At 60.7% G+C, this 24,264-nt stretch carries 22 protein-coding genes; 14 read left to right on the top strand and 8 right to left on the bottom strand.

Translation table 11 applies throughout. The features are described 5' to 3' along the window. The first annotated feature begins 281 nt into the window (after positions 1-281). The 3 genes from JO015_03445 (at position 282) to JO015_03435 (ending at position 3,861) form a co-directional block, all read left to right on the top strand. Positions 282-1,229: a sugar ABC transporter substrate-binding protein gene (locus JO015_03445; GenBank protein ID MBV9998148.1), complete on the top strand. Its 948-nt coding sequence runs from the start codon at positions 282-284 to the stop codon at positions 1,227-1,229. A gap of 69 nt (positions 1,230-1,298) precedes the next feature. After that, complete coding sequence (locus JO015_03440) at positions 1,299-2,810, top strand: sugar ABC transporter ATP-binding protein (protein ID MBV9998147.1); 1,512 nt, start codon at positions 1,299-1,301, stop codon at positions 2,808-2,810. A gap of 19 nt (positions 2,811-2,829) precedes the next feature. Beyond that, entirely contained in the window at positions 2,830-3,861 is a 1,032-nt protein-coding gene (locus JO015_03435) for an ABC transporter permease (protein ID MBV9998146.1), read from the top strand. A 554-nt stretch (positions 3,862-4,415) separates the two neighbouring features. Here the strand turns inward: JO015_03435 and JO015_03430 are convergent. Then, positions 4,416-5,336, bottom strand: coding sequence for a hypothetical protein (locus JO015_03430; protein ID MBV9998145.1), 921 nt, complete (start codon positions 5,334-5,336; stop codon positions 4,416-4,418). 343 nt (positions 5,337-5,679) lie between these two features. Between JO015_03430 and JO015_03425 the strand changes: the two genes are divergently transcribed. The 8 genes from JO015_03425 (at position 5,680) to JO015_03390 (ending at position 14,147) form a co-directional block, all read left to right on the top strand. Continuing rightward, entirely contained in the window at positions 5,680-6,642 is a 963-nt protein-coding gene (locus JO015_03425) for a sugar phosphate isomerase/epimerase (GenBank protein ID MBV9998144.1), read from the top strand. Between the two features lie 133 nt (positions 6,643-6,775). Beyond that, entirely contained in the window at positions 6,776-7,258 is a 483-nt protein-coding gene (locus JO015_03420; GenBank protein MBV9998143.1) for a DUF3597 domain-containing protein, read from the top strand. A gap of 52 nt (positions 7,259-7,310) precedes the next feature. Then, positions 7,311-8,138, top strand: a complete 828-nt coding sequence (locus JO015_03415) for a transglutaminase family protein (GenBank protein ID MBV9998142.1) — start codon at positions 7,311-7,313, stop codon at positions 8,136-8,138. A gap of 59 nt (positions 8,139-8,197) precedes the next feature. Beyond that, on the top strand, positions 8,198-8,584 hold the full coding sequence (locus tag JO015_03410) for a hypothetical protein (protein ID MBV9998141.1): 387 nt from the start codon (positions 8,198-8,200) through the stop codon (positions 8,582-8,584). A 301-nt stretch (positions 8,585-8,885) separates the two neighbouring features. Then, entirely contained in the window at positions 8,886-9,839 is a 954-nt protein-coding gene (locus JO015_03405; protein MBV9998140.1) for an ATP-binding cassette domain-containing protein, read from the top strand. Next, positions 9,836-10,567, top strand: a complete 732-nt coding sequence (locus JO015_03400; GenBank protein ID MBV9998139.1) for an ABC transporter permease — start codon at positions 9,836-9,838, stop codon at positions 10,565-10,567. Before JO015_03405 ends, JO015_03400 begins: the two co-directional genes overlap by 4 nt. A gap of 59 nt (positions 10,568-10,626) precedes the next feature. Beyond that, positions 10,627-12,540 carry a Gldg family protein gene (locus tag JO015_03395; protein ID MBV9998138.1) on the top strand — a complete coding sequence of 638 codons (1,914 nt, stop codon included), beginning with the start codon at positions 10,627-10,629 and terminating at the stop codon, positions 12,538-12,540. Further along, positions 12,537-14,147, top strand: coding sequence for a DUF4340 domain-containing protein (locus JO015_03390; protein MBV9998137.1), 1,611 nt, complete (start codon positions 12,537-12,539; stop codon positions 14,145-14,147). The genes JO015_03395 and JO015_03390 overlap by 4 nt, the downstream gene beginning before the upstream one ends. Positions 14,148-14,484: 337 nt before the next feature. Here JO015_03390 and JO015_03385 read toward each other — a convergent pair whose 3' ends face one another. The 3 genes from JO015_03385 to JO015_03375 form a co-directional block, all read right to left on the bottom strand. Further along, positions 14,485-16,254: a glycosyltransferase family 39 protein gene (locus JO015_03385; protein ID MBV9998136.1), complete on the bottom strand. Its 1,770-nt coding sequence runs from the start codon at positions 16,252-16,254 to the stop codon at positions 14,485-14,487. Between the two features lie 111 nt (positions 16,255-16,365). Then, the gene (locus tag JO015_03380) at positions 16,366-16,767 is read right to left on the bottom strand and encodes an acyl-CoA thioesterase (GenBank protein MBV9998135.1); all 402 of its coding nucleotides are present in this window, start codon (positions 16,765-16,767) and stop codon (positions 16,366-16,368) included. 51 nt (positions 16,768-16,818) lie between these two features. Continuing rightward, positions 16,819-18,945 (bottom strand): thioredoxin domain-containing protein, encoded by a 2,127-nt coding sequence (locus JO015_03375; protein MBV9998134.1) that lies wholly within the window; start codon positions 18,943-18,945, stop codon positions 16,819-16,821. Positions 18,946-19,130: 185 nt separating this feature from the next. On the opposite strand from JO015_03375, the gene JO015_03370 reads away from it, so the two are divergent. Next, entirely contained in the window at positions 19,131-19,505 is a 375-nt protein-coding gene (locus JO015_03370; protein ID MBV9998133.1) for a GxxExxY protein, read from the top strand. Here the strand turns inward: JO015_03370 and alr are convergent. The 4 genes from alr to JO015_03350 are packed head-to-tail and all read right to left on the bottom strand — an operon-like array spanning position 19,470 to position 22,263. Beyond that, positions 19,470-20,678, bottom strand: a complete 1,209-nt coding sequence (alr, locus tag JO015_03365; GenBank protein MBV9998132.1) for an alanine racemase — start codon at positions 20,676-20,678, stop codon at positions 19,470-19,472. The two genes, JO015_03370 and alr, sit on opposite strands and share 36 nt — an antisense overlap. Continuing rightward, a complete protein-coding gene (locus JO015_03360; GenBank protein MBV9998131.1) occupies positions 20,675-21,169 on the bottom strand; it encodes a DoxX family protein in 495 nt (164 codons plus the stop codon). Before JO015_03360 ends, alr begins: the two co-directional genes overlap by 4 nt. Positions 21,170-21,186: 17 nt before the next feature. Next, a complete protein-coding gene (locus JO015_03355; protein MBV9998130.1) occupies positions 21,187-21,612 on the bottom strand; it encodes a rhodanese-like domain-containing protein in 426 nt (141 codons plus the stop codon). 6 nt (positions 21,613-21,618) lie between these two features. After that, positions 21,619-22,263, bottom strand: a complete 645-nt coding sequence (locus tag JO015_03350; protein MBV9998129.1) for a DUF1573 domain-containing protein — start codon at positions 22,261-22,263, stop codon at positions 21,619-21,621. 94 nt (positions 22,264-22,357) lie between these two features. On the opposite strand from JO015_03350, the gene JO015_03345 reads away from it, so the two are divergent. Together JO015_03345 and JO015_03340 are read left to right on the top strand one after the other, a co-directional pair. Further along, positions 22,358-22,717: a hypothetical protein gene (locus JO015_03345; protein ID MBV9998128.1), complete on the top strand. Its 360-nt coding sequence runs from the start codon at positions 22,358-22,360 to the stop codon at positions 22,715-22,717. Between the two features lie 42 nt (positions 22,718-22,759). Beyond that, positions 22,760-23,929, top strand: coding sequence for an aminotransferase class V-fold PLP-dependent enzyme (locus JO015_03340; GenBank protein MBV9998127.1), 1,170 nt, complete (start codon positions 22,760-22,762; stop codon positions 23,927-23,929). Positions 23,930-24,264 lie beyond the last annotated feature (335 nt).

Raw genomic sequence — 24,264 nt, 5'->3', positions numbered from 1 at the left:
TATGACCTGAAGCGCATCCATACTGGTTTTACGTTCCCGAGTTGCCCAGCCGGCCAAACTCAAATCGCCGCCGGAACGGGTATTCTGGTTACCCGCACCAGGTTTGCGGCATCCCTGATTCGTCGCTTGATTCGGTGGTTCGGAAAAATGGCCGAACCGGCCGTTGAGACCAGAGAAAAAATTGAAAACGCAGTTGTCAGGAAGTAAATCGTTCCTTGTAGTTTGAGATTTCCGCTTGATCGCTCCGCGTTACGGAGCACCCCCCCTTAGGAGAAGAAAAAATGAAGCTCGCAAAAGTTCTCGTTCCCGCGATTGCCCTGATGGCTTTCGCCTTGGGCGGTATGCCCGTCCAGGCCGCCCAAAAAGTCAAGATCGGGGTTTCCATGGCCCTATTCGACGACGTCTGGCTGACCCTTGTCCGGGATGCCATGACCAGATGGGGCAAAGCCCATTCCGACGTCGAACTCACCATTGTTGACGCAAACAACGACACCGCCAAGCAGACCGGTCAGGTTGAAAACTTCCTGGCCCAGGGCATGGATGCGATAGTCGTCCTACCGGTGGATACCGCGGCAACCGGACCAATCACCAAGTCCGTCACCAAAGCCGGCAAGCCGCTCGTTTACGTGAATCGCCTGCCTGCAAACCTGCCCCAAAGCGTCGTCTATTGTGGCTCCAATTCCATTGAGGCCGGGATCATGGAGATGGAGGAACTTGGTAAATGTATGGGCGGCAAGGGCAGTCTGGCTATCCTGATGGGTGAGCTGAGCAATGAAGCCGCCATCAAACGAACCGAGGGCACCAAGCAAGTCCTCAAGGAAAAGTATCCGAACATCAAGGTCGTCCGCGAACAGACCGGCAACTGGAAGCGCGAGCAGGGCAAAACGCTGATGGAAAACTGGCTGGCTTCCGGCATCCCGATCGACGGCGTTGCCTCCAATAACGACGAGATGGCCCTGGGAGCGTTGCAGGCCATCAAGGCCGCCGGAAAACTCGGCAAGATCTGCGTTGGCGGCGTTGACGGCAGCCATGACGCCTTGGTTTCGATGGAGAAGGGCGACCTGAATAATACGGTGTTCCAAGACCCGGTTGGTCAAGGCGAGAAGGCAGTCAATGCCGCCTACCTGCTGGCCAAGAAACAAGCTAATCCGGACGTGACGGATGGTAATAAGATCTGGATTCCTTACCAGCCGATCAACAAGGAGAATTTCAAGTCATACATGAAATGAGGTTTCGGTTGGCCACTGCCTGCCGGGCGCCGGCGGGCAGTGGTCATCGAACCGGAGAGGAGCCGAGCTATGGAAAATGATCACTTGCTCGTGATGGAGGGCATCTCCAAACAGTTCCCAGGCGTCCGCGCCCTTGATAACGTCCAGCTCCGCGTCCGCAGAGGGACGGTGCACGCGCTGATGGGTGAAAACGGCGCGGGCAAATCGACGCTGATGAAATGCCTGATCGGCATTTACACGCCGGATTCAGGCACCATCACGTTCAAGGGTGAACGGCTGAACATCACCAGCACCCATTACGCGCTGTCGAAGGGCATTTCGATGATCCACCAGGAACTGAACCCGGTCCCCGAGATGACGGTTGCCGAGAACATTTACCTGGGACGCGAACCCATGACCCCGTACGGCCTGGTGGACATGCGCAAGATGAACCGCATGGCCTCAGAGCTCCTGGATCGGCTTCACATCAAAATCCGGCCAACCGCCCGGATGCGCAACCTGAGCATTGCCAGCATGCAGCTCGCCGAAATCGCCAAAGCGGTGTCCTACAACTCCGACCTGATCATCATGGATGAGCCGACCTCGGCTATCACCGAGGCGGAGGTGGCCGTTCTGTTTGACATCATCAAATCGTTAACGGCCCAGGGGTGCGCCGTGATCTACATCAGCCATAAGATGGACGAAGTTTTCAAGATCACCGATGATGTCACCGTTTTCCGCGACGGCCAATACGTGGCCAGCGAAGCCACCGCGAACCTGACCCGCGACAAGCTCATCGAGATGATGGTCGGCCGGACGCTTACCCAGATGTTTCACAAGGAAAAAGCCGAGATGGGTTCGGTGTTCCTCGATGTTCAGAACCTGAGCGGGAAAGGTTTTCGCAACGTCAGTTTCCAGGTCAAGCGAGGCGAAATCCTGGGCCTCGCGGGCCTGATGGGGGCCGGGCGCACCGAATTGATGGACGGGGTTTTCGGGGTGACACCGTCTTACGGCGGGACGGTTAGGATCGATGGAAAACCCGCCAGGATCAAGTCCCCGGCTGACGCCATTCGAAACGGCATGGCGCTGCTGACCGAAGACCGAAAGCTGACCGGGTTGTACCTGAACGCCAGCGTCCGCGAAAACATGTTCATCGCGAACATAAACCGCTACATGGTGGGACCCTTCCTCCGGTTCACCAAGATTGAAAAAGATTGCGAGAAGATGCGCGGCTTGATGCGCGTCAAGACGCCCAGCCTGCTGCAACTGGTCAAGTACCTGTCCGGCGGCAACCAGCAGAAGGTGCTGATCGCGCGCTGGCTGTTGACCGAACCGGACCTTTTGATCCTGGACGAACCGACGCGCGGGATCGACGTGGGCGCCAAATCGGAGATCTACCGGCTCATGACCGAATTCGTTCTCTCGGGCAAGGCGATCATCATGATCTCGTCGGAATTGCCGGAAGTGCTGGGGATGAGCGACCGGATCCTGGTCATGCACGAAGGCGACAAAGTGGGTGAGCTGATGCGCGCAGAAGCCACCCAGGAAAAGATTCTTCAGATGGCGACAGGGATGAAGATACCGACCAGTTTAGCTGCGTAAGCGCACAAGGAAAAACGTTATGGCAAATCCCGGAGTCATTACCACCGCCAGCGAGGCCGCCAAGCGGCCGGCGGGCGGCCAGATGCTCTCAAGCATCTTCAGTAAATACGGCATCTTCATCATTTTTGCCCTCATGGTCGTGGTGGCCTCGCTGCTGTCACCGGCATTCCTGAGCACCATCAACCTGATCAACATTGTGCGGCAGATGTCCGTGGTCGGCCTGATCGCGCTCGGCGTGACGGGGGTGATCGTCAGCGGCGGCATCGACCTGTCGTCCGGCTCGGTGGTCGGTTTGTCCGCCGTGGTTGCGTCCAGCCTGGCGCAGTCATCGGATAGTTCGGCCCCGTTCTACCCCGGTGTCCAGCTTCCTTTCGTCGTGCCGCTGCTGGCGGCCTGCATCGTAGGCGCCCTGGTAGGCTTGATCAACGGCGGCCTCGTCGCGAAGACGCACATTCCGCCGTTCATCGCCACGTTGGGCACTTACACGGCGGTTCGCGGGGCGGCGATGCTCTACACCAATGGTCGCCCCATCTCCGATTTGACGGATCAATATGACTTTGTCGGCCAAGGCGCCTTGGGCAGTGTTCCCGTTCCAATCCTCCTGCTGGTGGTCATGGCGATCGTTACCCACATCCTTTATGCCCGCACCAAATTCGGCAAATACGTATACGCCATCGGCGGGAATGAACAGGCGGCGCGTGTCTCCGGCATCAACACGGGCCGGTTTAAGATGCTCATCTACATCTATGCCGGTTTCCTCGCCGGGCTGGCCGGGCTGGTGGTGTCGGCCCGGATCGGTTCAGGGCAACCGGGACTCGGCGTCGGCTACGAACTTGATGCGATTGCGGCCGCCGTCATCGGCGGCACCTCCCTGTCGGCCGGCGGCATCGGGACGGTTGCAGGAACGATCATCGGGGCTCTTATCATCGGCGTTCTGAACAACATCCTCGACCTGATGAACGTGTCGGCCTATTGGCAGCAGATCATTAAAGGCGGCATCATCGTCGGCGCGGTCATTCTCGATCAGCTCAAGCAGCGCGGTGGTAAGTAGTAGATCAGTTTCCAGGCAGGAAAGCTTTCTCCCGGGGAGGGTGGTGCGCCGTCCGAGCGGCGACGCGCCATTCCCTGCTTAACTGCCACGAAGTTCCTCCATTCATTTATTCCGGCGGAGGGTTCGGGTAGCAGGCAGTCCGGCAGTATAGACACCTGAATGTGTGAACTACCAGTCTGGCCTCGTGACGCCGGCACGAACGGATACCGGGCGACAAAAGTGAGTTTTCAACCCCGAAGGGGTGTTATACTACTCAGACAGATATCTCGGTAGAATGTCGGCTCAGGGAGTGCTGGTGCCGGAGGATGCTGCGTACTTGGTTGAATTGGTTTTAGGCCCGAGGGGCCGGTAGAACATAGCCCAGGGCTTTACCCCCTGGTTAACCGTCAGATCACGATCGAGCCCTGAAGGGGCGGCAGAACCCGCCAGCAACGTTTTCTACCGCCCCTTCAGGGCTGGGCCAGGGGGAAATGCCTTCCCAGGGTAAACCCTGGGCTATGTTCTACCGGCCCGTTGGGCCTAAGACAGATTGAGTGTGAGCAACAAGGCCGCCCCTAACTCGCTGCATCGCGTGCCGGGTTTACCTCAGCGGCCGGGTTGGGTTTAGCGCCGGGGCGCAGCATCTGCCCCATGGCTTCGGCTACGACCGGTTCATGGCCGGACGGAAAAGCGTATTCCAGTTTTTCTCCCCCGTGTGCTGCCTTGACCTGGAGGGTAAGGACGGCGAACTGTTCCTGACGGTCTACCCGGAATTCTGCCACCCGAACGCGCGGAATAAAGGTGATAATCCCCGCGAAACTCTCCTCCAGTTCATCAGCGGAGAGGGGTTCATCGGAAGATTTTTTCTCGTCCGAAATCACCACGAGCTCCCGTTCGGTGATCAACAGCGCGCCCGCGGGAGCGACTTGCCGCCGGGACCCGTCGAACATGGCCGGCCACTGGATTGCGTTCACCAGTTGCTGCGTCCCAGGCCAAAAACGCCGGGCCTCGTTCCGAAGTTTCAGCGGCCATCCTTCAAGCATCGACGCCTCGCCCGGATGATCCTGCCCGGCCGCGGTCGTGAGTTTCGGATCGATGCCCGCGAGGATCAGATCGATTGCCTCGCGGTACAAGTCTTCCCCGACGGTCTCGAACCTGATGGTGACCGAGCGCGGCGCGTCCTCCGCAGCAAAAGAGATTTTCAACCGGCACTCCAGGAGAACCGGTGTCAGTTCAAGAAACAGGGTGTTGCTGAAATCAGATCGTTCCAGGGCAACGCCCGCGTTATCAGTCGTTGAAGCGACGAGCCAGCCGGCGTTGGTCACGGCGAGCACCGTGGCCGGCGATCTTTCATCTTCCGTCTGAAAAGCCGGAGCGTACAGAAGTAAGCGGGCCGGTTCTCCTGAGGGGAGACTGTCTACCAACGCGGCGCGAAATGGTTCCGGCGCATCGGACAGGGAGTTGAGTCTAGTCGGGAAACGGGTGTCGATTTCCATACTTTATGCAGCGAGGCCTCCAAAACATTTAGGTGGGGGGTCGTTTTGCCAATCGCGGTCAACTCTGACGCCGGCCCGGCAGGAATTCAGAGCTTCCAAAAGCATCGCCCCGGATCATCCGACACTAAGGTCGACCACCTGCGCAGGTCAAGACACTCTCAGAAAACAGATGGTAAAAATGCCGGCCTTACTCACATGGAGTCAGGAAAGGGAAAACTCCGGCTGCCGGTCATCTATCTGTTTGAAATCATGGTATGACCTTATACACTTTTCTTACCCTCGCGCCCTCGAACTTAGGGGTCGCAACACAACCGGCCAAGCATCCATCATTCAATTTCCGAAAATGAAACTATCTGCGGTATCCGACAGTCTGGGACATCTTTCCTATGAGGACGCGGCGAAGGCCTCAGCCGGCCTGGGCATCGCGGCCCTGGAGATCTGCATGGGCAACTGGTCCGGGGCTCCTCATGCCAATGTGCGATCTTTGCTGGAGAGCAAGGAGGAACGGCAAAAGTTTCTGGCGGTGTTGGAGCGGCACGGTTTGTCGCTTGCCGCGCTCAATTGCAGCGGCAACCAACTGCACCCGGTTGACGGTAAACGCCACAGCGAAGTTGTGTACGACACCGTTCGGCTCGCGGGGTTGCTGGGCGTCGACACAATCGTGTTGATGTCCGGCCTGCCGGCGGGCGGGCCGAACGACGTGAGACCCAATTGGATCACGTGCGCCTGGCCGCTGGAGAATGGTGAGATTCTTGACTGGCAATGGAACGAGCGGTTGCTGCCTTATTGGCGCCAGCTGGCCGCCTTTGGCCGGGAACACGGCATCAGGAAGTTCTGCATCGAGATGCATGGCAACCAGCTCGTCTACAACGTTCCGGCCCTGCTGCAGTTGCGAAACGAAGTCGGGCCGATCGTCGGGGCGAACCTGGACCCCAGCCACCTTTTCTGGATGGGCGCCGACCCGTTGGCGGCCGTCGATGCGCTCGGCGAGGCCATTCACCATGTGCACGCGAAGGATACTTTCCTGAACGAGGCGGCCATGGCTCTGGCCGGGCGGCTGGAAACCCTCGGACACGGCAACGTCAAGGGGCGGGCGTGGAATTACATCACCCTGGGCTACGGCCACGGCGCCAAATGGTGGCGGGAATTTTGTTACCGTCTCCGGCTCAACGGCTACGACGGGTGGCTGTCGATCGAGCACGAGGATATCGTGCTGTCCCGCGTGGAAGGGCTGCGCAAATCCGTTGACCTGCTCAAGCAGGCGTTGATCGACGAACCGAGCGATTACTCCATGCCTGCGACCTGAGGTTTTTTCCGGGAAGCCTGGCGGGCGCCGCGCCGTCAGGCTGACCCGCGTGCCGCCGGGCGTGAAATCTTCGCCGATGTTTGGGATGTTTGGGCTACCCACCTGAATGCTCCTGGGCTACGGTGTGCGCCTTATGGGAATGTTCCACGACCTGATGAACAACATTTTTAAGCACGCGTCGGCCGGCAACCCGGGCGCCCAGACGCCGGCGGCACCCGCCGCCTCCACCCCGGCAGCGCCGACGCCTGGTCCCTCATCCCAGACCAGCCCGGAGCCAGCCGCCGCCGGCTCCGGCGAAACCGCCCCCGGAACAACTTCCGCCCAGAACCCGGCTCCGGCGCCCGCGGTTCCAGCTTCGGTGGACGTGGGTGCGGTCCTGGATGATCTGGCCGCAAAGAACCCGGAACAACTCGACTGGAAGCGTTCCATCGTCGACCTGCTTAAACTCGTCGGCATGGACAGCAGCCTGGGCGCCCGAAAAAAGCTGGCCGCGGAGCTGCATTATCCGGGCGACACGAACGACTCTGCCCAGATGAACGTCTGGCTCCACAAGGAAGTTCTCAAGCAGCTGGCTCAAAACGGCGGTAAACTTCCGCCCGGGCTTTTGGACTACTGAGGCCGATCCTGCACCAAGTTGCGAAATGCCCAGAGCGGGTTAAGGGGGGGGTATGCGTTATCGGGTCAAAGCAGAGTTAAATTACGGGCTAAAGGGGCCCTGCTCTTTCCTTTTCAACGTGGCAGCGTTGCAAAACCGTTTCCAGCACGTCACTGCGGAGAGTCTCCATGTGGAAGGGGGCGAGGTGCCGACGGAGTTTGCGTTCAACGGGGGGCGGTTTCATCGAACTAAAAGCAAGGAACCGAAGCTGCGGCTCGAATATCAGGCCACCGTGGCGTTGGAACCTGAAATCGAAAAGAACCTGGATTTGCCGGTGCGAACCCTGGCAGAGCTGCCGGAGGACGTCCTGGTGTACCTGTTTCCCAGCCGTTACTGCCAATCGGACAGCCTGCTGCGCTTCGCTCAATCGGAGTTCATGGGAAACCAATTGACCGGCTTTCAGCAGGTGACCCACGTCTGTAACTGGATTTACGAAAAGGTGGCCTACCAGCGGGGGGCAACCTCGTCGATCACGTCGGCTTTCGACACGGTAACGGAGCGCCAGGGCGTCTGCCGCGACTTTGCGCACCTGGCGATCGCCCTCTGCCGGGCGCTCGGCGTCCCGGCCCGTTTTGTGAGCGCGTACGCCTATGGGCTTAACCCGCCTGATTTCCACGCAGTTTTTGAAGCTTACCTCGGCAATCGCTGGTACCTGTTTGATGCGACCCGGCTCTCGCCGCAGTCGAGCTTCGTCAGAGTCGGCATAGGGCGTGATGCGGCCGATACTTCTTTTTGCACGTTTTTTGGTCCGGCGGCCTTCGAGGGCATGAAGGTCACAATGGAAACGGACGGGGACGCCAAACCGCAATTCGTTACCCAGCCGATCTCAGCCTCGGATTAGCCCCGGCCGCACCGGCCGCAGATACCAACCGACCCAACCGCTAGATGGAGCGACGACGCATGAGCTACGCATACAAAATTGAAAACGGCCGGCAGTTGCTGGTCGACAACGAGGGAGACCAGACGCGGGTCTCGTTAGGGCAGGGTGACGGCGGCAGCCAGCAACAAAGCCAGGGAAATAGCTTTGAGACCGGCTCCTGGTCGCAGGCACCGGCGCTCTTTCAGGCGGGTCAGGATCTGATCCTGCGGGTCGAAACCAAAGATGGCGCACGTTTTATCCGGGTGCGCGGCGACGATACCCAGCTCCTGAACGGCGAACCGGACCTGGGCCAGGCTAAACAACTCAACCGGACCGAATCCGACCAGCCGGCCGGCATGAAGCCGATGAAACCCATGGAACCGATGAAGCCCATGGAGCCGATGAAACCGATGAAACCCATGAGCTGACCCGGGCGGGAGTTCGGGACCAGGCTTGACAAAATTCCGGGGCCGAGCATTTATCCTCGCGTCGCCCCTGCATGGCATGCGGCGAGGCTCTTGACGTTCGCGATGTTAACGGACGAGCCGCACTGATAAACGGAAAAGATGAGCCGCGTTCCTCCCGGTTGTAAACCCGCCAGGGGCACGCGCAGGTGGTCCCTGCCCGTGCGCGGGCAGCCCTTCTACGGATTGCGGAACCCAAGATCGAAGCGAGCAAATCATTCCCCGAGGCGCAAACTCCCCGCCCGATCCGCAAGCCGTACCAATTATGATCAGCGTACAAAACTTAGCTAAGCATTTCGGTCCGAAAACCGCCGTGGCCGGAATTTCCTTTGAAGTTGCCAAAGGAGAGGTGCTCGGGTTTCTCGGCCCGAACGGTGCAGGCAAATCGACCAGCATGCGGATGATCACCGGTTTTCTCCCACCGACGGCGGGCAAGGTCACGGTCTGCGGATTCGACGTCGCCGAGCAGCCGGTCCAGGCCCGCACCAGGATCGGTTACCTCCCGGAGAACGCGCCCGTCTACAGCGACATGTCCGTGCACGGTTTCCTGAGCTTCTGTGCGGAACTGCGCGGCCTTTTCGGCGAGGCGAAGGTCCGGGCGATCGACCGCGTGGTTGAACTCTGCTTTTTGGAAAAGGTCATTCACCAGAGCGTAGACACCTTATCCAAAGGGTTTCGCCATCGCACCTGCCTGGCCCAGGCGTTGATTCACGATCCGGAAGTGCTCATCCTGGACGAGCCGACCGACGGGCTTGACCCCAATCAGAAACACGAGGTCCGGTCGCTGATCCGGCGCATGGGGAAAGACAAAGCGATCGTTTTTTCCACCCACATCCTTGAAGAGGTTGAAGCCGCGTGCACCAAAGCGCTGATCATCGACCAGGGAAAAATCGTCGCGCAGGGGACGCCGGAGGAGTTGAAGGCGCGGGCGCCCCAGGCGGGAACCATCGTCCTGAGCTTGCGGGACCTGGATTGGATCAGGCTGCACGCACAGCTCAAGGGTTTGCCGCACCTGGAAGGCGCGGAACTCCTGGAGCAGGCACGGCAGCACGTGACCGTGCGCCTTCGGATGCAAGGCGAACCTTTCAACGAGCTCATGGAATTTGCTCAGCGCCAGCATTGGAAAGTTGAATACCTCTCCGTCGATGAAGGCAGGCTCGATGACGTGTTCCGTTCCCTGACGCTGCCTGAAAACCACAAGATCGAAGCCGCGGCATGAAAACCAGTTGGACCATCGCCAAGCGCGAACTCGGCGCCTACTTCGCGTCGCCGGTCGCCTACGTATTCATCGTCATTTTCCTGCTGTTGGCAGGGTTCTTCACCTTCAACGTGGGCCGGTTTTTCGAGCGTGGAATCGCCGACCTGCTGCCGTTCTTCGTGTGGCACCCGTGGCTGTACCTGTTCCTGGTGCCTGCGGCCGGCATGCGCCTGTGGTCGGAGGAACTCCGGCTCGGCACGCTCGAACTCCTCTTCACCATGCCCGTCGCCCCCTGGCAGGCAATCCTGGGCAAATTCTTCGCCAGCTGGACATTTCTGCTGATCGCCTTGGTTTTGACCTTCCCGCTGGTCGTCACGGTTGCCTACCTGGGGCACCCGGACCTCGGGCCGGTGTTCACGGGCTATTTGGGCAGCTTCCTTATTGCCGGTGCGTTTCTGGCAATCAGCTCTTTTACCTCCTCACTCACCCGTAACCAGGTGGTCAGCTTCATTCTATCCCTGGTCGTGTGCCTTTTCCTGATTCTCTGCGGCTGGCCGCCGGTGACTGACGTCGTCGTCACCTGGGCGCCCGCCTGGGTGGTTGACGCGCTGGCCAGCCTCGGCGTCATGACGCACTTCGACGCCTTCCAGCATGGGGTGATCGATTCGCGCGACCTGATTTTCTTCGCGTCGCTGATCATCTTTTTCCTGTTCGCAACCGCCGTTGTCCTGCGGGTGCGCCGCGCCTAGCGCTCAAGACCTCGGACGCGACCTAAGCTGACCTGACCTGACCTGACCTGACCTGACCGATGATGAAGCCGTTTGAAAAGTGGATCTATTCTCTAGCCGGTGTGGTTGCCCTATTGATAATTCTGCTCGGTATCAATGTTCTGGCCAACCTATTCAAAGTACGTTCGGACATAACTTCTAACCATCTCTATACTTTATCGCCCGGCACCAAGAGAATTCTGAGCAAAATTGATACACCGGTGGAGATCCGGTTCTATTATAGCCGCGATAACGCCGCCATGCCGGTCCCGTTGCGCACGTACGCCCAGCAGGTTGAAGATTTGCTGGACGAATACCAGCAAGCCGGGCGCGGCAAAATCAAGGTCACGAAACTGGATCCGAAGCCGGATTCAGACGCGGAGGATTCGGCCAACCTGGATGGCATCCAAGGGCAAAACCTCGGGTTGGGCGACAAGGTCTATCTCGGGATCGCCGTCAGTTGCCTGGATGCGAAAACAGCGTTGCCTTTCCTGAGTCCTGACCGGGAGAACCTGCTCGAGTATGACCTTTCGCGGGCGATCGCGGGCGTGATCAATCCGAAGAAGGCGATTATCGGCGTGATGAGTGCGCTGCCGGTGACGGGGCGCCAGAGCAGCCCGATGATGATGCTGCAGCGGCAGGCAGCCGAGCGGCCCTATGTGTTCGTGACCGAGTTGAAGGAGAACTTCGACGTGCGTGACGTCCCGTTGACGGCGGCAAAAATCGACGATGACATTTCGGTGTTGGTGGTTGACTACCCGAAGGGCATCAGCCCCCAGACGGAGTTTGCGATCGACCAGTATCTGTTGCGTGGAGGCAAGCTGATCGCCTTGCTGGATCCGCTGTCTTTCATCGACGCCCAAACCAGCGGCCAGAATCCGATGATGGGTGGGGGACCGACCTCTGCCTCACTGGACACATTGCTCAAAGCGTGGGGATTAAAATTCAGCGCCGACCAAGTCGTGCTTGATCCGTTGTTCGCCACTCAGGTACAACGTGATACCGGCGTGTTGGCAGATGCGACCATTCTATCGGTAGGTGCGGACGGTCTGAACAAGAACGATCCGCTCGGCGCGGCCACCAACGATCTGTTGGTGCCGTTTGTCGGCGCTTTCAGCGGTACCCCGGCAGAAGGTCTGCACGAAGAGGTGCTGGTCAAGACGTCGCCGCAAGCCGGCCTGGTGAGCGCCATGTCGGCGCAGATGGGTGGGGCGGAAGGCGCCCGCAAAGAATATAAACCGGGCAACCAGTCCCTTGCGCTCGCCGTGCGCCTCACGGGCCGGTTTAAGACCGCGTTTCCGAACGGACGGCCGGCTGCCTCCAAGACCGATGAGCAGTCCGGCGCCGCTGCGCCTTCACTGTCGCCGCCACCGCCCGGAGAAACGCTCAAGGAGGCGAAAGCCGACAGCGTCGTGATCCTCGTAGGTGACAGCGATTTCGCTTATGACGGAATTGCCGGGCGGACCCAGCAGCTGATGAATCAGACCGTTTTCGTGCCTTCGAACGGCAACCTAAACTTTATCGAAAGCGCAGTCGAGCAGCTCGCGGGTGATGCCAACCTGATCGGGATCCGCAGCCGTGCATCCGCCAGCCGGCCGTTCACGGTGGTGAACAAGATGGAAGCGGCGGCCGAACAACGTTACCAGAGCAAGATCGACGAACTGGAAAACAATCTTTCCGCCACGCGCGAGAAGCTTTCCGATCTCCAGACCGGTAAACAATCAGACCAGAAAACCGTGCTCTCACCGGAGCAACAGGCTGAGATCAAAAAATTCCAGGAGAACGAGGCCAAAATCAACCGTGAGTTGAAACAGGTTCGCAAGGACCTCCGCCAGGAAATTGATTCTCTGCAAGACTTCATCAAATGGATCGATATCGCCGCCATGCCCGCGGTAGTGACTTTGGCCGGGCTGAGTCTGGCCTTATGGGAACGCCGCAAAAGGGCAGCTAGATGAACCGTCGAAACCTTTGGATCCTGATCGCGGTGGCCGTGGCCGCCGTTGTCGCCGTCGTTTTTTATGACGCCAACCGGAACGCCCGCTGGGAAGGGGAGCACCGGGAACTGAAAGTGCTTCCCGATCTGGCGGTCAACGACGTCAGTCAGATCCGCATCACCGGGCCGAATGCCGCCTTGACGGCGGCGCGAAAGGATGACCTGTGGCGGGTGGCGGAGCGGAACGATTATCCGGCCGACTTTTCCAAGGTGCGCGACCTGCTGCGGACGTTGTGGGGGCTGAAGGCCGTTCGCGAAGTTGAGGTGGGACCCTCCCAGTTTGACCGTCTGCAGATTTCGCCACCGGGCAAAGGGGCGGGCAGCGGTACGCAGGTGGAAGTAGCCGGCCAGGGTGGTAAAACGCTGGGCACCCTCATCATCGGCAAAGCGCTCCAGGGCGAGCCGGAGGCGGGCGTGGCCGCGCCCGGCGGCAGGTTCGTTTACAACCCGTCGAACAAGGACCATGCCTACGTGGTTTCCGACGCGTTCTACGGAGTCGACCCGCTCCAGGTCAACCAATGGCTCGACAAGACTTTCATCAACGCGGGCGAAGTTGACAAAGTCGTTCGTGAGGATGCACCCGGCAACCCGGGGTGGACCATCGCCCGGCCGGATCCGAAAGGTCCGTGGGTTTTTGTGCCTGAGGCGAATGGAGAAAAGGTCAAGGAGGAACCGGCTAACCTGCTGAGCCACTTCAGCCCGACGTTCACCGACGTGCGTCCGGCGGATGCGCCGGCTGCAGAAACGGGTCTGGACCAACCGGTCCGGGCGGAACTGCACACGACCGACGGGTTTACCTACAAGCTCGCCATCGGCAAACCCGGCCCTGAGAAAGCGCGTTACCTCACGGTCCAGGCCGACGCTCAGCTGCCGGCCGGCCGGACCCCGGAGCCGAACGAAAAACCCGAGGATAAAAAAACCAGGGACGATGAGTTCAACAAGCATCTCGGCGAGCTCAAAGAGCGTTTGGAACGCGAGAAGAAATTTGCGGGTTGGGTTTACGAAGTGCCGGAATTCAGCCTGGAAACTCTGCTGAAGCCCAGAGCCGACTTGGTCAACAAGCCCGCCGCGGCTCCCGCCCCCGCGGCTCCGGCGGTTGCGCCGGCACCGGCGGTGGTTCCTCCGACGCCTCCACCGGTCCCGGTCGCTCCGGCCCCGGCGTCCACGCCGATACCCACACCCGCGCCGGTCGAAGCGACGCCGGTGCCTGCGCCTACGCCTGCCCCGGCTGCGCCCACGCCTGCGGCCCCGGCACCGACGCCCGTGCCTGCCGAGGCGGCCCCGGCGGTTCCGGCGCCCACCCCGAGCGCTTCGGCTACGCCATTGGCCGCGCCCGAGGTCAGCCCGCCGGAGTCAACGCCCGCGACCGGGATGCAGGAACCTTCCCCTGCCGGACCGGGAACTACGCCCGCGGCACCCGGGCCGGCCGTAGAGCCGCCGCCGACACCTGCCGCCCCAGGGCCAGAATCCACGCCGGCGCCGACTCCGGCTGCACCGACCCCGCCACCCTCGGCGGCGTCGCCCGATGCCGCAGAGGGTACTCCAATGGTGACACCCGCCGCGCCGTAGCGGCGGCAGAGAATGCCACGAGTGAAGAGTGTCGAGTGTCGAGTGTCGGTCACACCACGGGCACAGCGAAAAGGCGGGCACAACGTAAGAGTTCACACGGCGACCACGGCGGGAAGACGAGTTACAGACTTGACATCGGCGACTCTTCCCCAAGCTCGTGGCCGACACCCGACACTCGTGGCATTCTCTGCCGCTCCGAACTCCGAACGCTTTCCCCCTCTTTCCGCCGTGTTCGCCGTGTTCGCCGTGGCTCGCCGTGTTCGCCGTGTGAACTTCTTACGTTGTGCCCGCCTTTTCGCTGTGCCCGTGGTGTGACCGTGTGACCGACACCCCGGCCTCAATTCACCGCCTTGCGCAGCGGTTCCAGGGCCTGAAGCTCCTTGTTGAACGGCATAAAACCGGCGTTGAAAGCGCTCTCGACCAGGATATAGCAGGGGCCGGTTAACGGGCGGCCGGGCTGGAAGGAATGGTCCCCGGCTTCCACCTCAAAACGGTCGTTGGCCCGGCCTCCATCCAAACGGCCGGAAACGAGCCCCGAAGGATCGACGAACACGTAGCGATTCGGGATCTCCACGGTGAAACGTATGGTCCCGTTGGCGTCCGGCTGGATTTGCTTGCCGGCCACATGCACCAGGCCGACGTAAAGGTAATTCCGGTCGACAAAGTTTTGGGTGGCTCTCGGAAACCAGGACAGATTGATTGCGACGGTAGTGCGGTGGGCAATGAGGCGGCCGGTAACGTCGTTTTCGAGCAATCCCTCACGCATCCGCAACCGGGTCAGGGTCTCCATCACGTACGGAATGGCGCGTGGCCGGTAAACGCTGCCGCCTTTTGCGTCGAGCACCGGTTCATCCGGCCGCGTCAGGGCCAGCACTTCGCGGATTTGTTCCACCCTGAACCGGTTTCGGTGGTCGGAAAAGTGCATGTTTTTGACCAGCCAGCCGATCTCAATCCCGAGAACGATTGCCAGAAGCAGGAGCGGTACCCAGGGGTGCTGAGGCAGGCGGCGAACGATCCGGCGCCCCAGCCAGAACAGGCCGGCCGCCGCACCGGTGGAGGCCACGGGGTAATAAGGCAGGTAATCCTGGGCTGACACGACGGTCCAGAGTCCGAGCAGGAGCGTGCAATAGCTGCCGCCGACCGCCAGCAGCCAGACCTGCCGTCCGGCGCGGTCACGTTTTGTGGAGCGATTGAGAATCATCCAGCCGGCGACGGCTGCGGGTATGATCAACCAGAAGCGCAGGTTGCGCAGATCGGACCAGGAAAGCGGGGGTTCGGCTCCGGGAGCGGTAACCAGGTTGTGGCGGATCACGCAGTACACCATCTGGGACCATGCCCCTTCCAGGTAAAAGGACGCCAGCAGCACTCCGGGGATAAGCATCAGGCCCAGCCAGAAGCTCAACGTGAACGCTTCGGCGGGCGAGGGCACGGTACCCGGTGGAGTTGCCGGCCGGCGCCGGCTGGCCCGGATCAGCAGGCAGGTCAGCACGCTGGCAACCAATAGCACCAACGCCAGCAGCACCGTTTTCTGGGAAGTGGCAAAGGTAGCGCCAAAAGTCAGGCCGGCAAGAAACCTGTGACCCCGGGTCAGGCGCGGTTTGGTCAGCAACACGAGCGTCGCCATCCAGAGCACCGTCCAGAGGACGTCGGTTCGGAACTCGCCCGATTTGAAATACTCATTCGGATAAAACGCGCAAAGCAGGGCGGCTACAATCCCGGTGCGCCTGGAGAAAACCTGTGCGCCGATCCGGTAAGTGCACCAGACCACGAGGGCATCGAGTGCAACCATGCACCACCGGCCCAGCTCCACGACGTCGGGTCGTTCCCCAAGGATGCTGAAGATGGGGGCGAACAGAATGTGGAACAACGGGGTGTGATTGTCGAAAAAGTCCCGGTACGGAATGAGCCCCTGCGTCCAGCCCCAGACCACGTGCAGGTGTTGCGTTTCGTCGGAATCCCAGGGATGATTGTAGACCGAACCCCTCCGGAGCCAAAACCAGCACAGAAACAGCACGATGGTGCCAACCAGTTCCCAGGGCCGAAGCGGCGCGCCGGCCGCGTCCGGCGCTTCCGGCGCTTCCGGCCTGACGGTTGGCAAGGTCTTCATCAATATGGTCTGACTGTAGAAACGTGAGCCGGGACCATAACCGGACTTGCTGCGGACGCAAGCAAAGTACCTGCCGGCTCGGACCGCCCCGCCCGCCGGCCAAGGGTTAGCTTACCGCTCATCGGGGCGCGCCGTCCCGCGCAGATGCCCGTACCTTTCATCCCAGGATGCCGGCAGGCGGACCACCGTCATCTCCGGTAACGTGACTACCGCCAGCATCTGCCGGGCGCGCACCAGCACTTCTTCCTGGCCGGCACGCCGGATCTCGAACCTGCACCAGAACCGGCTCCGCTCGTATTTCTCGAGCCACCCTTTAACGACAAGGCGGTCCCAGAGCCTCGCCGGACGGCGGTAATCGATCTCGGTTCGGATCACCACCGGGCACTCACCCCCTTCGATCATGCCTCCCAAGTCCCAGCCCAACTTCTCGGCCAGCAACGAACGGTTCGTCTCGATGAAGCGCAGGTAAGCAAGGTTGTGCACCAACCTTCCGGCGTCGGTGTCGAAAAACATGACGCGAACTTCCGTCTCCAAAACCAGCGTATCCATAGAGGAAAGTCCGGTTCAGGCGTCGGCCAGATGGGCGCGAAGCTGGCCCAGGTCCCGGATGGGAAGTTCACACGTAAAATTTTGGCACAGGTAAACCACCGGTCCGGAGGCAGCCGGTCGCATGGCGCGCAGGGCTTCCACGTGTTGCTCCAGCCACGCCTGGCTCTCGCCGCCGTCGGCCAGCAACACGATCCCGTTTGGAACAAATTTTTGCCGGATCGCCTGCAGAAATGCCGGCAGCTGCGGGTCGTTGCGAGTCGCTGCCACCACGATCTGCATCGGTTCGGCAATGGCCGCATCCATGGCGACCAGCAGTAACGGCAGCGCGGCAGGCATCCGTTCCAGGGTCGGCCCGAACGATCCGACGATGCGGGATGCAGAATGCTGAAAGTCTTTTTGGCCGAAAATCCGGGCCAGGCGCGCCAGATTCAATGCCGCCACCGAGTTTGCCGCCGGCTCAGCCCCGTCATGGTCATCCTTCATCCGGAACAGGATGTCCGGCGAATCTTCCGCGGTGTTGAAGTAGCCGCCTTTCGGGTCGGCGAAAAGGGCGTTCATCTGGACCTGCAATTCGCCGGCCCAGCGCAGCCAGCCGGCATCGAAATCGCTTTCGTACAGGTCCAGCAGTCCCTGAATCAACGTCGCATAATCTTCGGCAAACCCGTGAACACGGCTCGGTTCCCCGCGGAAACTGCGGACGAGCCGGCCCGGAAACAACTGCGTTCTGATAAATCGAGCGGCCTGCTGCGCCGCCTCCAGGTAGCGTGGGTCACCGAAGACCTGGTGCGCTTTAGCCAGCGCGGTGATCATCAGCCCATTCCAGGCCGTCACGATCTTGTCATCTTTATGGGGCCGGGGACGCTGGTCACGGGCGCGCCGCAGTTTTTCCCGGGCGGACTCCAGCAGGGCGGCAACCTCCTGCGGCGTATGATTGGTCAGCTTGGCGACCAGCTCGTTGTCATTCTGCACAAAGAGCACATTCTGGTTGCGCAGTTCACCATGCGGATCGCTTGCCGGATCGACGTTGCCGCCGCGCTCGACCCCGAACGTCCGGCAAAACACCGGGGATTCGTCCGGAGTCAAAAGCTGGTCGACCTCTTCACGCGTCCAGACGTAAAAGGCGCCTTCACGCTTCTCGGTTGCACCCGGCGTCGCGGGCAGCGAATCGGCATCTTCGGCCGAGTAAAAACCGCCCTCGGGACTCCGCAACACGGTAAGAACGTACTCGAGCGTTTCGCGGACCGTTTTGGCGAAGAGCGGGTCAGGGCTGATCTGGTACGCCTCGGTGTAAACCGCAACGAGCTGCGCCTGGTCGTACAACATTTTCTCGAAATGCGGCACGTGCCACCGGCCATCGACCGAGTAACGATGAAAACCGCCTCCGAGCTGATCGTAAATTCCGCCCAGCCCCATCTTGCGCAGCGTGAAGAGGGTCATGTCGAGTGCGGTCGCATTCCGGGTGCGCTGCGCGCAACGCAGCAGGAATGAAAACACGGAGGCCCGCGGGAATTTCGGCGCCGGGCTGAACCCGCCCTCTTCGGGATCAAAGCCGGCCGCAAACTGCCGGTAGGCAGTGTCCCGCCACTCAACGTTGAGCGGGACGGTTTCCCGGGCTTTGACCTCGTCCAGGTAGGTCTGGATGGAGTGAAAAACATTTTCGCCCTGCGCCAAAATCCGGTCGGACTCATTAGCCCAGATTTCCGCCAGCCGCTTGAGTAAGGTGCCGAACCCGGGACGGCCGTAACGATCCTCGGGCGGGTAATAGGTTCCCCCAAGAAACGGCTGCAGCTCGGGGGTAAGAAAGGCGCTGAGCGGCCAGCCGCCCGAGCCGGTCGTACTCTGAACAAAGAGCATGTAGACGCGGTCCACGTCCGGGCGTTCTTCCCGGTCAACCTTGATGCTCACGTAATGGCGGTTGAGAATCTCCGCAAGTGCCTCGTTCTCGAACGACTCGCGTTCCATCACGTGGCACCAGTGACAGGTGGAATAACCGATCGAAAGGAAAATGAGCTTGTTCTCCGAACGCGCCTTGGCGAAGGCATCTTCACCCCAGGCGTACCAGTCCACCGGGTTGTAAGCGTGCTGCAGCAGGTACGGCGATTTTTCGTGGATCAGCCGGTTCGGATTCCGTTGCCCAGACATGGGCTACCATCCCACGGGCACACGGCGGGCACAACGGAAGAAAACCGCACCGCGGGCACGGCGTCACACCACGATCACAGCGGAGAAGAACCACACGGCGCCACGGCGCAACACGGCGACCACGGCGGGAAGAAGGAAAAAAATCCTTTAATAACATATGTACGTTACGTTATCACTTCCATCGTATGGACGATGATGCGATCGGTACCATCCTCCTGGATTCTGCATTTAGAATCCATCGCAAACTGGGTCCCGGCCTCCTGGAATCTGCATACGAGACAATCCTTGCGTACGAATTGAAGCGGAATGGTTTGAAGGTTCAGAGGCAGGTGGTTATTCCCATCGTCTATGAAACTATAGTGCTCCCGAACGGGTACCGGGCTGACATCATGGTTGAAGACCGTGTAGTTGTGGAAGTAAAATCCAGCGAATCTCTTCAGCCGGTCCACAGTAAACAACTGCTCACCTACCTGCGCTTGGCCAATAAACGGCTTGGTTACGTGTTAAATTTCGGTGAGTACAGTTTAAAGGATGGAATCAGCCGGGTCATTAACGGATGAATCTATCCCCTCTTCCGCCGTGTTCGCCGTGTTCCGCCGCGGCGCCGTGTGATTGTTTTCTCCGTGCTCGTGGTGTGACCGGGTGACGCGGGAGCCGATCCCGGTGAAGATCTCCCACGCGATTGTACCGGCTTTGGCCGCGAGTTCGCTCGCCAGGATTTCCTCGTTGCCCTGCCGTCCGATCAACACCGCTTCCTCGCCCGGCAGAACCCGTCCGGCGTTGGAGAGATCTACCATGATCTGATCCATCGTCACCCGGCCTAACAAAGGGCATCTAACTCCCTTCACCAAGACCTCGGCGTTGTTACCTGACAAATGCCGCTGGTAACCATCGCCGTAACCTACCGCCAGGGTGCCGATTAACATCTCGCGCGGGGTGATGAAGGTGCGCCCGTAGCTGATGCTGCGTCCCGGGCCGACCGGCCTGACCAGGCTGACCCGGGTCTTCCACGTTAATGCGGGGATCAGCCGGTCCTGCCACGCCGGCATGGGTGAAATGCCGTACATGGCCAGTCCGGTGCGGACAATGTCGCCGCTTCGGGCTCGTGAGCCAAACCTCAGGAGGCCGGCGCTGTTGAGGAGGGCGGCGGGCGTCATGGTTGAGCCGAGACGTCGATGCAATTCGCCGTCGAAGCGGGCGATCTGGTCGTCAGTGTAAGCCGGGTCATCATCGGCGACGGGCAGATGGGACGAAATGGCGGCCAGGTCGAGGTTCGACGCCTGCCGGACCGCCTCGAGGACCGGTTGCGCTTCATCGCCCCAAAGGCCGATCCGGCCCATGCCGGTATCGATGACCAGGTGAACCGGCAGGCGCGCACCGGGCCGAACCAGCGCCGCGTAGGCCTCCGCTTCCTCCGCGGTTGAGATCGACGGGATAAAGCCGCCCTCGACCAGGGCACTCCGCTCCTCGGGCAACGCCGGCCCAAGCACCAGGATCGGTTTGGTTGCCCCGGCCGCCCGGGCGAGTTGAGCTTCGGCGACGTTGGCCACCGCAAAAAGGTCGGCATCGGCGTCCAGCGCATGGGCGACGGCAGCCAGACCGTGGCCGTAAGCGTTAGCCTTGATTACCGCCGCCATCCTGACCCCCGAGGTGGCGTGGTTTCGAAGCACCTGCAGGTTGTGCCGCATCGCGGACAGGTCGATTTCGGCCCAGGAACGATCTACTTTGGTCATGGTTGCGGTGAGATCCGTCCAGGGCTCGTGGAAAGAGCGCCCGCCGGGGTTGGTAAGGTACGCCGGCGTCTGGCCCGGTCGATCCAAACCCCAGCCAGGAGAAGCAGCAGGAACCCGTCACGCCCAAGCGCCTGGGCGACGCTCTGAGGGCCGAGCGCCGGACCTAAACAGCCGCAGTCGATGTTAAGCCCGCGATACCAGGCACTCAACAACGCCGCCGTGAAGGCGATGAGCAATGCCGTGATGACGGCCAGGGCGCCGGTCCGCAGCGCGGGAATGAAAAGGCCCGCTCCCGCCGCCACTTCGAGAAAAGGCAACCAGAGCGCCAGGACGACCGCCACCGGCCAGGGCGCCAGTTGATACCGCATGATTTGCTCCGCAAACGCGTTGGGATCAACCGCCTTGACGGCGCCGGCAAAAATGAACACCACGGCAAGTGCAATTTCGCTGAGGCCGGCGCCCCAGCGCACGAGTCTCTGCCGAAGGTGCATGGCGCCGTTCCGTGACATCAGAAATTCGGATGGTGCTCCTGCCAGCTTTCCCAGCCGCCTTTCAATACGAAGACCGGTTCGATGCGGCTTTGCCGCAGGCGTCCGGCGACCTCCTCAGCCAAATGACAGGAGGCCGCGCTGCAGTAAACCAGTACCCGCTGGCCAGGCTGCCATTGGTCCAGGAATTTCGGGAAATCAGCTTCCCAATCCACCAGGTCCAGGTGTACCGCCCCGGGTGCGTGCCCGGCCCCATAGGCCGCCGCCGCCCGGGCGTCGACCCAGAGGGTGCCGGCACCCCAGGACTCGGCCGTGGCCAGCGTTACTTCACCCGGCCCCAACGCTTCCCGGTTCCAGGGCGGGCGGTGCGGATGAAAGCCGGCGCTCAGCAAAGCCGGTACGGCGCTCAGAAGGCAGAGAAAACCGATCTGGCGGATCAGTTTCATCCCATCTCATTTGATCCGGACATACGCGTAGTGCGCGGCGGGATTCTCGGCCGGGTAATCCATTTTGATGACCAGCGTGGCGCGCTCCGCGTGCGATGTGTCCGCCGGTGTGACCTGAATGGTTGCTTTCTTGGCGGGCAACGCATCTCCCACGGTGGCTTTGATGCCCGGCGTGCTCGAGGAGACTGAAACGATCTTTGCCGGTGAGTCGTCGGAGACGGACACCTCGATGGTTTTCGGTTCGGGCGCCTCGCCTACCTGCCAGTACACCATTTCCGGTGTGATTTTGACCGACTCCGGGATGTCTACGATCAAGCGCAACACGGCCGGAGTTTGCGGTGAGTCGCTCGTTGTGACCAGGATTGCCTTTTCCTGGTGTCCCACCCGGCCGCCAACGTTGAAGCGCGCCTCAATCTCACCGGATTCGCCCGGCAGGTATTCCTTTTTCGTCAGGGTTGCAGTGGTGCAACCGCAGGAGGTTTGTACCGAGCTGATGGTGACCGGCCCAGTGCCGGCGTTCGTGAACCGGTACTTGGCAATCACGGTGGACTCGGCCGGTTTGGCGGTGAAGGTCTGTTCCTGGTTGTCCCACCGCAGACCGGCGTAGGCCGAGGTCATCATTGCGAGCAAAAAAACGGTGACGGCTTTCATTGAAGAGGGGCGATTTTCTGGAACGTCCGGCCGCCGATGCGGCGAGCCGCAGGCCTGGTGCAGACGTTTGGCGATTGTATATTAGTTTGATCCCATGTACCAGATCGTCTTTAACGAGATCAGCGCCGCCGAGATGGCGGCCATCCCTAAGGAGTTGCAGCTGGAATTGCTCGCCGAATTCCAATTTCTGCCGGACGACCTGGACCAGCTCGACTCCAAATCGTTCGGCATCATTGAGCGCGAGGGAAAAAAGCTTTACCGCTATCGCGCCCACGATTACCGCATCTACTTCGAGCGCAGCCCGGAAGGCGTGCTGGTCCACCGTGTCCTGCATAAAAACACTATCCGGGATTTTCTTTTCCGGTCGAAGCTCCCGATGGCTGAGGATGAACAACTCACCCGGAGCTCTGAATTCTGGCGTTTGATCGAGGAAGGGGAGAAAACGAAGAAATAGGCGGGCCATCCGCGCGACCGAATCGAAGCGAAAGCCCTTAGCATGTCGGACTTGGACCCGCTCGCTCCCTTGGTGATTGATGAAAGCGTCCGGCAACGAACCTTTCCGATCACAAAAAAGAAGATTTTCCTGAGTCACGCCGCGGTCACGACTCTGCCGGAGGCGGTCGTGCGGGCGATGAACGAATACAATGCACTCTGGTCGACCACCTTTCCGGATTATCCTGAAACCCTCGCCCTGATCGCCGACGCAAAAAAGACGGCGGCTGAACTGATTCGCGCTGAACCGGACGAGATCGCCCTGCTCGGGCCGACGTCATTAGGCCTGAACCTTTTCGCGCTGGGCATTCGCTGGCAGCCGGGTGACGAGGTGATCTGCTACTTCGAGGATTACCCGGCCAACGTGTATCCCTGGCTCGGCCTGCAGAGTCAGGGCGTGGAAGTGCGGTTTCTTCGGACGCCAAACCTCGGCGAAATTACGCCGGAACAGATCCACGCCGGCCTGACGCCCAAGACGCGCCTGGTCGCGCTGGCTTCCTGTCATTTCGTTTCCGGCTACCGGCTTGATCTCGCCGCGATCGGCCGGCTCCTTCACGAGCGCGAAATCCTGTTCAGCGTTGACGCGATCCAGACCCTGGGCGCATTCCCGACCACGGTCGAGCACGTCGATTTTCTGAGCGCCGACGCGCACAAATGGTTGCTGGGTCCGGTATCGATCGGAGTGGTTTTCGTGCGGAAAGACCGATTTGAGATCTGCCGGCCGGCGTTGCTCGGTTCGCGTAACATCAAGTCTCCGGGTTTAACCGCGCAGGTGGAAATGGAGTTTATGCCGTCAGCCCAAAGGTATGAACCGGGCGTTCTGAACATGCCCGGAATCGTTGGAATGCAGGCGGCGATGCGGTTGCTGCTGGATGCCGGCATCGAGCGCGTGGCGGAGCGCATCACCGGTCTGCGGGCTTACCTCGGAGAAGGCCTGCGGCAGTTAGGCTTTGACCAACTCGGGCCCACGCACCCGGTCAATGCCGCCGGTATTCTCACCGTACGTCACTCCCGTTACGACATACCCAAACTCTATGAACGTTTAACGGCCGCCGACGTTGTCTGTTCACTGCGCCAGGACCGCCAAGGTAATCAATACGTCCGGTTCAGCCCGCATTTCTACAACACCGAAGCCGAACTCGACCACGTTTTGAAGCTGATAGAAAAGTGGTGACTGCCGGTTGTCGGTCACACGGCGGGCACAGCGGGTGTGGCGGGCACAGCGACAGAGTTCACACGGCGAACACGGCGGGAAGAAGAGTTACAGAGTTGACATGGGCGGCGCTTCCCCAAGCTCGTGGCCGCCACCCATTACTCGTTACTCGTTACTCGTTACCCGTTACCCGCCACCCTCTTCCATTCGTGGCGTTCTCTTCCGCGCCGAACTCCGAACTCTTTCCCCCTCTTCCCGCCGTGGCCCGCCGTGTTCGCCGTGTGAACTCTGTCGCTGTGCCCGCCACACCCGCTGTGCCCGCCGTGTGACCGACAACCGGCAGTCACCACTTTTCT

Source organism: Verrucomicrobiota bacterium, from assembly GCA_019247695.1.
Taxonomy (GTDB): Bacteria; Verrucomicrobiota; Verrucomicrobiia; order Chthoniobacterales; family JAFAMB01; genus JAFBAP01.
Note: the sequence above shows the minus strand (reverse complement) of the source record. Positions and strands in the feature narration are given on the sequence as shown.